Below are 6,342 nucleotides of genomic sequence, written 5' to 3' on the forward strand. Positions count from 1 at the left end.
CGGCAAATGCGTCCCGGGGCAGTTCGTGCAGACGGCCCCGTTGAGGGCGTCTATTACATCGACACCGGTGACTGCGAGCTCATCGCCGACCAGGACAACTCCACCGGCTGGCTGCTGCGCATCAACGGCGTGATGAGTTCCCACATCGACCTTGCCGATCCGCTGTTCCTCGACTTCGAGTACATGCGCTGGATGTCCGGCCTGATCGAATCCCGCTGGCCGACGGAGACCAAGCCCAAGCTGCGGGGCCTGCATCTGGGCGGCGGAGCCTGCTCCATGGCCCGCTACTTCCATGCTGCCTACCCGGACGCCCGGCAGGTGGTGGTGGAACTGGACGGGAAGCTGGCCGAATACGTCCGCGGCTGGTTCGACCTGCCCAAGGCTCCGCTGCTGCGGCTGCGCGTCGGCGAGGCCCGCGCTGTGACCGAAACCCTCACCCCGGACACGCGCGACTTCATCATCCGGGACGTGTTCGCCGGCGCGGTGACCCCCTTTCCGCTGACCACCGCGGAGTTCATCGTGCAGGTGCGGCGGGTGCTGGCGCCCGGCGGCATCTACGTGGTGAATTCCGGCGACGGCCCGGACCTGAAAAAAGCCCGTGAGGATGCCGCCACCATCGCGGCCGCGTTCGAGCACACCATCATCATCGCGGACCCGGCCATGCTGAAGGGACGCCGGTACGGCAACATGGTGATGGCCGGCAGCGACCAGCCGTTCGAGGACGATCCGCAGCTCGCCCGGCGGCTCCTGGGCGGAGCGGTGCCCGCCCACATCTGGAACGACGCCAAGGTCCGGTCCTTCGTCGCCGGAGCCCAGGTGCGCCACGACCCCACGCCTGGCACGGATACCCAAGCCAGCGGCGACGTCCCGCCGCCCGCCACTCCGGAACCCAGCGCCGACACTGCGCGGCAGCCTTCAGTCAGCGGCTGAGGACCCGCGTCCCTGCCCGAGCAGCCACTGCCGGTGCACGGTGGTCTGTTCACGCAGCGCCGTCACTACCGCGGCGACGGCCGGCCGGCGCATCGAATCGGGCCGCAGGACCATCCAGTAGGGCAGCCGTTCGGCGATGTTTCCGGGCAGCAGCCGGACCAGGTCCTCGTGCCGGTCGGCCATGAAACAGGGGAGGAACCCCACACCGGCGCCGGCCCGGGTGGCCTCCACGTGCACGAACACGTTGGTGGAGCTGACGCCGTCGCGCATGGCCGGCACCAGCCGTCGCGGTGCATCGAGGTCGTCCACCTGCAGCATCGAATCCACGAAGTACACGAGCGGGTGGGCGGTCAGGGCCTCCACCGAGTCCGGCATTCCGTTGGCCTCGATGTACGAGCGGGACGCGTACATCCCGAGTTCGTACTCGCCCAGCCGGAACGCTTCGGCCCGGTGCACCTGAGGCTCTCCCACCACCACCTCGATGTCCAGTCCCGAGCGTTGCTGGAGCGCCCGGCGCGTGACGGTGACGATCTCCACGCTGAGCCCCGGGTGATCCCTCCTTAGCCGCGCCACCGCCGGAGCGGCGATGTAGGCGCTGAAACCGTCGGTCGCCGTCATGCGTACGACGCCGGTAATCGGGTCAGGTGCCTGGCCCGACGGTCCCAGCGCACGCACCGCCGTTTCCACCTGCTCGGCAACCAGCACGGCCTGGGCGCCGAGTTCGGTCAGCTCCCAACCACCGGACGCCCGGGCCAGGACACGGCCGCCCAGGGCCTTTTCCAGCGCGGCGATCCGGCGTGAAACGGTGGTGTGGTTCAGGCCCAGGACCTGGGCCGCCGTCGTGAATTTCGCCGAGCGTGAGACGGCGAGCAGTACCAGCAGGTCGTCCGGGTTGGCATCCATATCTGCAATTTTGCACGAATCCAGTGCCCGATTAGTCATTGAACCGCGTTCCTTCTGCAGGAATACTCGGGTGAATCGGAAGTGCTGCACGTGGCGGCACGTGTCAACGTGGACACTTTGAGGAGCAGACTGTGGACGCACAAGGTCCGGACGTGGAAAAGAATCTGAACGGCCGCAAGGCCCTGGTTACCGGCGGTGCCAGCGGCATCGGCGCGGCGTGCGTACGGGAGCTCGCCGCCAGGGGAGCCAAGGTGGTGGTGGCTGACGTCGACGAAGCGGGCGCCGCGGTCCTCGCCGACGAGGTGGGCGGCACGTCCTGGGCAGTTGACCTCCTGGACGTCGAGGCACTTGCCGCGCTGAGCCTGGATTGCGACATCCTGGTGAACAACGCCGGCATTCAGCGCATCAGCCCCATCGAGGATTTCGATCCCGTGGCGTTCCGGCGGATCCTGGCGCTCATGCTCGAAGCGCCCTTCCTGCTGATCCGTGCCGCGCTGCCGCATATGTACGCCAACGGATTCGGGCGCATCATCAACCTGTCGTCGGTCCACGGTCTCCGGGCCTCCCCGTTTAAGAGCGCCTACGTCTCGGCCAAGCACGGTCTTGAGGGGCTGAGCAAGGTGACAGCCCTCGAAGGCGGCGAGCACGGGGTGACGTCCAACTGCATCAACCCCGGCTACGTGAGAACCCCGCTGGTGGAGAAGCAGATCGCGGACCAGGCACGTGTCCATGGGATTCCGGAGTCGGAGGTCCTGGCGAAAGTGATGCTCACCGAGTCCGCGGTGAAACGGCTCGTGGAACCCGAAGAGGTGGCGTCGCTGGTTGCATGGCTGTCCTCCGACGCCGCGGGAATGGTCACGGGTGCCAGCTACACGATGGACGGGGGCTGGTCCGCCCGGTAATTTCCACCGGACGCCGTGGGCCCACCGCCGCCTACTTTGGCCAGCCAACCTAGCTCTTTGAGCCCGTCAGGGCGAGGGTGCCGCCGAGCCCGATCATCATCACCCCGCCAGTGGTGGTGACAGCTGCCACCCGGCGGGGTGAGCGGGCGAACCATTGCCTCGCCGTTCCTGCGGCGAGTGCCCAGGCGCTGTCAGAGACCAGCGCGATGCCCAGAAACGTGGCGCCAAGTAGGGCGAGCTGGGCCGGAATAGCGCCGGCAGCATGGTCCACGAACTGGGGGAGGACCGCTACGAAGAACACCACGGACTTCGGATTTGTGGCACCCACAATGAAGCCTTCGCGCAGAATCCGCCGGGTGGTGGCCGGCATGGACGGATCCGGGCCGGCAGGGCCGCCCCGGCGGTGGAGCACCGCCAGGATTCCCAGATATACAAGGTAGGCCGCGCCGGCGAACTTCACCACCGTGAACAGCAGCACCGACTCAGCCAGCACCACGCCGACGCCCAGGGCGACCGCTGCGATCTGCAGCAGTTCGCCGGCAGCATTGCCGAGAACGCTCAGCAGGCCGCCGCGCCGCCCCAAAGCCAGCGAGCGTCCGATGACGAACAGGACGCTGGGGCCAGGAACGGCGATCAGCAGCGCGGAGACCAAGGCAAAGGCCAGGAGATTCTGCAGTGGGAGCATGCCTGATCGTAACGCCGCGGATGCCAGCCAGCCAGCACCCAAGTGCTTCAGGGCGCGCTGCGTCCGAGGCGGTTCCGGACTCAACCGCGTGCGCCGTGCGGGTCCTCCGTAGCCGGGCTGCCCGAGGCCCGGATGTACTCCTCCACAGCTGACTCTGGCACGCGGTAAGACTTGCCGAACCGGTCGGCCGCCAGCGTCCCGGCCCGGACCATCCGGTAGACGGTCATTTTGGAAAGGCGCAGGGCTGCGGCGACCTCGGCAATGGTGAGGTATGCGGTAGGCAAGTTGGCGATAGACATCGGATCGGCTCCTGTTGGTCGGCTGGACTGGCGGGATCCGCCTAGTCCGGCCGCCTTAGTTGCCGGTAGTCGTAGAAGTACACCTGGTCCGCGGAGCGGATGCCGATGGACCGGCCGTTCTTGGCTACCACGGTGCCTTCGCGCCTGCCGTTGAACGGATCGTCGCCCACCAGGACGTCGCCGATCCTGTACGGAACAGCGGCAGTACGCGCCCGCTGCAGTGTCAGGGCCAGGAAACCGGGTGACCGCCCGGATTGACTATGCTTTGCCGGCGCCCCGGCCTGGATTTCCAACATGGGACCACTCCTTCAAAGTGTGACCATTCGTCGAATCACTGGCGGCGCGGGTCCGGGTCATCTTCCGGGGTCATTGCCCCAGCCGGCTGGCACCGTGTAGTCCACTGTAGGAAGGAATCACATACGTCACACGAGTACCACTTACCTCATTTATCACACCAGGCACTCGTGTAACAGGCGCGAAGTACCTGTCTTTTCCCCTTTTTACTACTTGTTTCTGCTTATTCCAGCCTGGCGCGCCATTTTCGCGGGAATGCTACTCAGTTTTGGTCACCACAGGCAGCGGTGAGGTCTCATCCTCGAGGTGGGCCCGCCGTCGTCCGTTGCCTTTGACCCAAAGCCGGTAGGCGACCACCAGCAGGCTCAGCCACACGGCTCCGACATAGAGCGCAACGCGGGTTTCCTCGAAGAAGCCAAGTACCGCAATCACCAGTCCCATGAAGCCGATGGTGAGGACGGATGACGCCGGCCACCAGGGCGATGGGAAGTCCGACGCCGGCATGCCCTTCCGGGCGATCTCGCGTTTCATCGCCACATGGGAGGCGAGAATCATCACCCATACCCAGACCGTGGCGAAGGTGGCGATGGAGGCGATGAGCAGAAAGACATCTTCCGGAATGACCGCGTTCAGCACCACTCCCACCAGCAGAATCCCGGCCATCATCACCACAGTCATCCACGGCACGCCATGCCGGGAAACCCGGCCGAAGCTCTGCGGCGCGTGTCCCTGCTTGGCCAAACCGAAGAGGATCCGCCCGGCGCCGAAGATGTCGCTGTTGATAGCGGACAGGGCGGCGGTGATCACCACGGCGTTGAGGATGTGCGGTGCCGCGGGAATGCCCAGGCCGCTGAAGATCTGGACGAACGGGCTGCCGTTGCTGCCGATCTCGTTCCACGGAAAGAGGCTCATCAGCACACCGAGGGTGAGTACGTAGAACAGCAGGACTCTGACCGGCACTGTGTTGACGGCCTTCGGGATCACCTTCTTGGGGTCGGCTGCCTCGCCGGCCGTGATGCCGATGGTTTCAATCCCGCCGAAGGCGAACATGACGACGGCGAAGGAGGCCAAGAGCCCCTCGAAGCCGTTCGGGAACAGGCCGCCGTGCTCCACCAGGTTCCCCAGGTCCGGGGCGGCCGAGGTGCCACCGTTCTGGAACCCGAACGCAAGGATGCCCGCACCGCCCGCGATCATCGCGATAATGGCTGCAACCTTGACCAGTGTGAACCAGAATTCGAGTTCGCCGAAGACCTTCACGCTCAGCAGGTTCAGCGCCGCGAGGAGGAAGATGATGGCCAGGATCCAGACCCACCGCTCCACCGACGGGAACCAGAAGCCCATATAGATGCTGAAGGCGGTGACATCGGCGATGGCCACGATCGCCATTTCGAAAACATAGGTCCAGCCGGTCACGAAGCCTGCCAGCGGGCCCAGATACCGGCTGGCGTACTGCCCGAAGGATCCGGACACCGGGTGCCGCACGGCCATTTCCCCCAGGGCGCGCATCACCATAAACACGGCGGCGCCGCCGATCATGTACGCGAACAGCACGGCAGGGCCGGCTTTTTGGATGGCCGAGGCCGAACCGTAGAACAGGCCCGTGCCGATCGCGGAGCCGAGCGCCATGAAACGGATGTGGCGGACGTTGAGGCCGCGGTTCAGAACGGTCTCGACGGCGGTTCCGACTGCGTTGCGCCCGGTCCCGATTGCGTTGCTAGCGGTGTTTTCGGTAGCCGTGCTTTCAGTGGTGGTGCTGTCCGTGGTTGGGCGGTCGGGCGCCTCTGTGTCGGCTGCTGCTTGGGCTTGTGGCATGCGAATACCTTCTCGTCATTGGGAGGGGGATCGCTATCCAGCAGACCATGTTCAGGGGAGCTGTGATGAGCCTCACGGGCTCTTGGTGTCTTCGATTTCAGACTGTGAATGTCGGCTGCGGCCCGAAGTAATTGGCCCGGCGATCACCCCGGCAATAATGTCAGTGGGTCGTGAAATGCTGCAGGTATGGAAAGCAGTGCAGCTGTCGAGACGGTGGAGGCTATCGGCGCCTCCGTCTCTGCGCTGGCTGTTTTTGTTGAGGTCGCCATGGGAAATGGCCCCTTGGAGGGTGGCCAGATGTCGGGCGTGCACGGTGTTGATCCGTTGCGGGACCGGGCGGATGCGTGCCTGGATGGTTTGGCCGAGCTGGCCAAAATGGACGCCCGGCTCGCGGCCCTGAAGGTGCAGCTCGTCGCCGGCTACGCCCACGTGGAGAAGGCCATGACGCCACCGGCCGCGTCCCCGCAGGACCGTACGGTCAGGGAGATGGCCGTGACATCGGAGATCGCCGGTGTCC

The 6,342-nt window shown here is 65.7% G+C and carries 7 protein-coding genes and 1 pseudogene; 3 read left to right on the forward strand and 5 right to left on the reverse strand.

Features of this window, described 5'->3' with window-relative positions; translation table 11 throughout:
- The first annotated feature begins 6 nt into the window (after window positions 1-6).
- Window positions 7-930, forward strand: coding sequence for a spermidine synthase (locus AC5RWD_RS13615; protein WP_494020524.1), 924 nt, complete (start codon window positions 7-9; stop codon window positions 928-930).
- Here AC5RWD_RS13615 and AC5RWD_RS13620 read toward each other — a convergent pair.
- On the reverse strand, window positions 916-1,833 hold the full coding sequence (locus AC5RWD_RS13620) for a LysR family transcriptional regulator (RefSeq protein ID WP_494020513.1): 918 nt from the start codon (window positions 1,831-1,833) through the stop codon (window positions 916-918). The two genes, AC5RWD_RS13615 and AC5RWD_RS13620, sit on opposite strands and share 15 nt — an antisense overlap.
- A 152-nt stretch (window positions 1,834-1,985) precedes the next feature.
- On the opposite strand from AC5RWD_RS13620, the gene AC5RWD_RS13625 reads away from it, so the two are divergent.
- Window positions 1,986-2,735, forward strand: a complete 750-nt coding sequence (locus tag AC5RWD_RS13625) for a 3-hydroxybutyrate dehydrogenase (RefSeq protein WP_494020514.1) — start codon at window positions 1,986-1,988, stop codon at window positions 2,733-2,735.
- A gap of 49 nt (window positions 2,736-2,784) precedes the next feature.
- Here the strand turns inward: AC5RWD_RS13625 and AC5RWD_RS13630 are convergent, their stop codons facing one another.
- From AC5RWD_RS13630 to AC5RWD_RS13645, 4 genes are all read right to left on the reverse strand, one after another.
- Window positions 2,785-3,420: a LysE family translocator gene (locus tag AC5RWD_RS13630; RefSeq protein WP_494020515.1), complete on the reverse strand. Its 636-nt coding sequence runs from the start codon at window positions 3,418-3,420 to the stop codon at window positions 2,785-2,787.
- A gap of 80 nt (window positions 3,421-3,500) precedes the next feature.
- Window positions 3,501-3,719 (reverse strand): helix-turn-helix domain-containing protein, encoded by a 219-nt coding sequence (locus AC5RWD_RS13635; protein ID WP_494020516.1) that lies wholly within the window; start codon window positions 3,717-3,719, stop codon window positions 3,501-3,503.
- Between the two features lie 41 nt (window positions 3,720-3,760).
- Window positions 3,761-4,015 carry a hypothetical protein gene (locus AC5RWD_RS13640; RefSeq protein ID WP_494020517.1) on the reverse strand — a complete coding sequence of 85 codons (255 nt, stop codon included), beginning with the start codon at window positions 4,013-4,015 and terminating at the stop codon, window positions 3,761-3,763.
- Window positions 4,016-4,271: 256 nt separating this feature from the next.
- Entirely contained in the window at window positions 4,272-5,825 is a 1,554-nt protein-coding gene (locus AC5RWD_RS13645) for an amino acid permease (RefSeq protein ID WP_494020518.1), read from the reverse strand.
- 186 nt (window positions 5,826-6,011) lie between these two features.
- Here AC5RWD_RS13645 and AC5RWD_RS13650 point away from each other — a divergent pair.
- Window positions 6,012-6,342: pseudogene (locus tag AC5RWD_RS13650) on the forward strand (HNH endonuclease signature motif containing protein); the annotation flags it as partial.

The organism is Arthrobacter sp. CMU6, assembly GCF_059090205.1.

Bases quoted from the DNA above. Each gene is read 5' to 3' on its own strand.
- AC5RWD_RS13620 (WP_494020513.1), bottom strand. From the start codon at position 1,833: ATGGATGCCAACCCGGACGACCTGCTGGTACTGCTCGCCGTCTCACGC.
- AC5RWD_RS13615 (WP_494020524.1), top strand. From the start codon at position 7: ATGCGTCCCGGGGCAGTTCGTGCAGACGGCCCCGTTGAGGGCGTCTAT.
- AC5RWD_RS13645 (WP_494020518.1), bottom strand. From the start codon at position 5,825: ATGCCACAAGCCCAAGCAGCAGCCGACACAGAGGCGCCCGACCGCCCA.
- AC5RWD_RS13640 (WP_494020517.1), bottom strand. From the start codon at position 4,015: ATGTTGGAAATCCAGGCCGGGGCGCCGGCAAAGCATAGTCAATCCGGG.
- AC5RWD_RS13635 (WP_494020516.1), bottom strand. From the start codon at position 3,719: ATGTCTATCGCCAACTTGCCTACCGCATACCTCACCATTGCCGAGGTC.
- AC5RWD_RS13630 (WP_494020515.1), bottom strand. From the start codon at position 3,420: ATGCTCCCACTGCAGAATCTCCTGGCCTTTGCCTTGGTCTCCGCGCTG.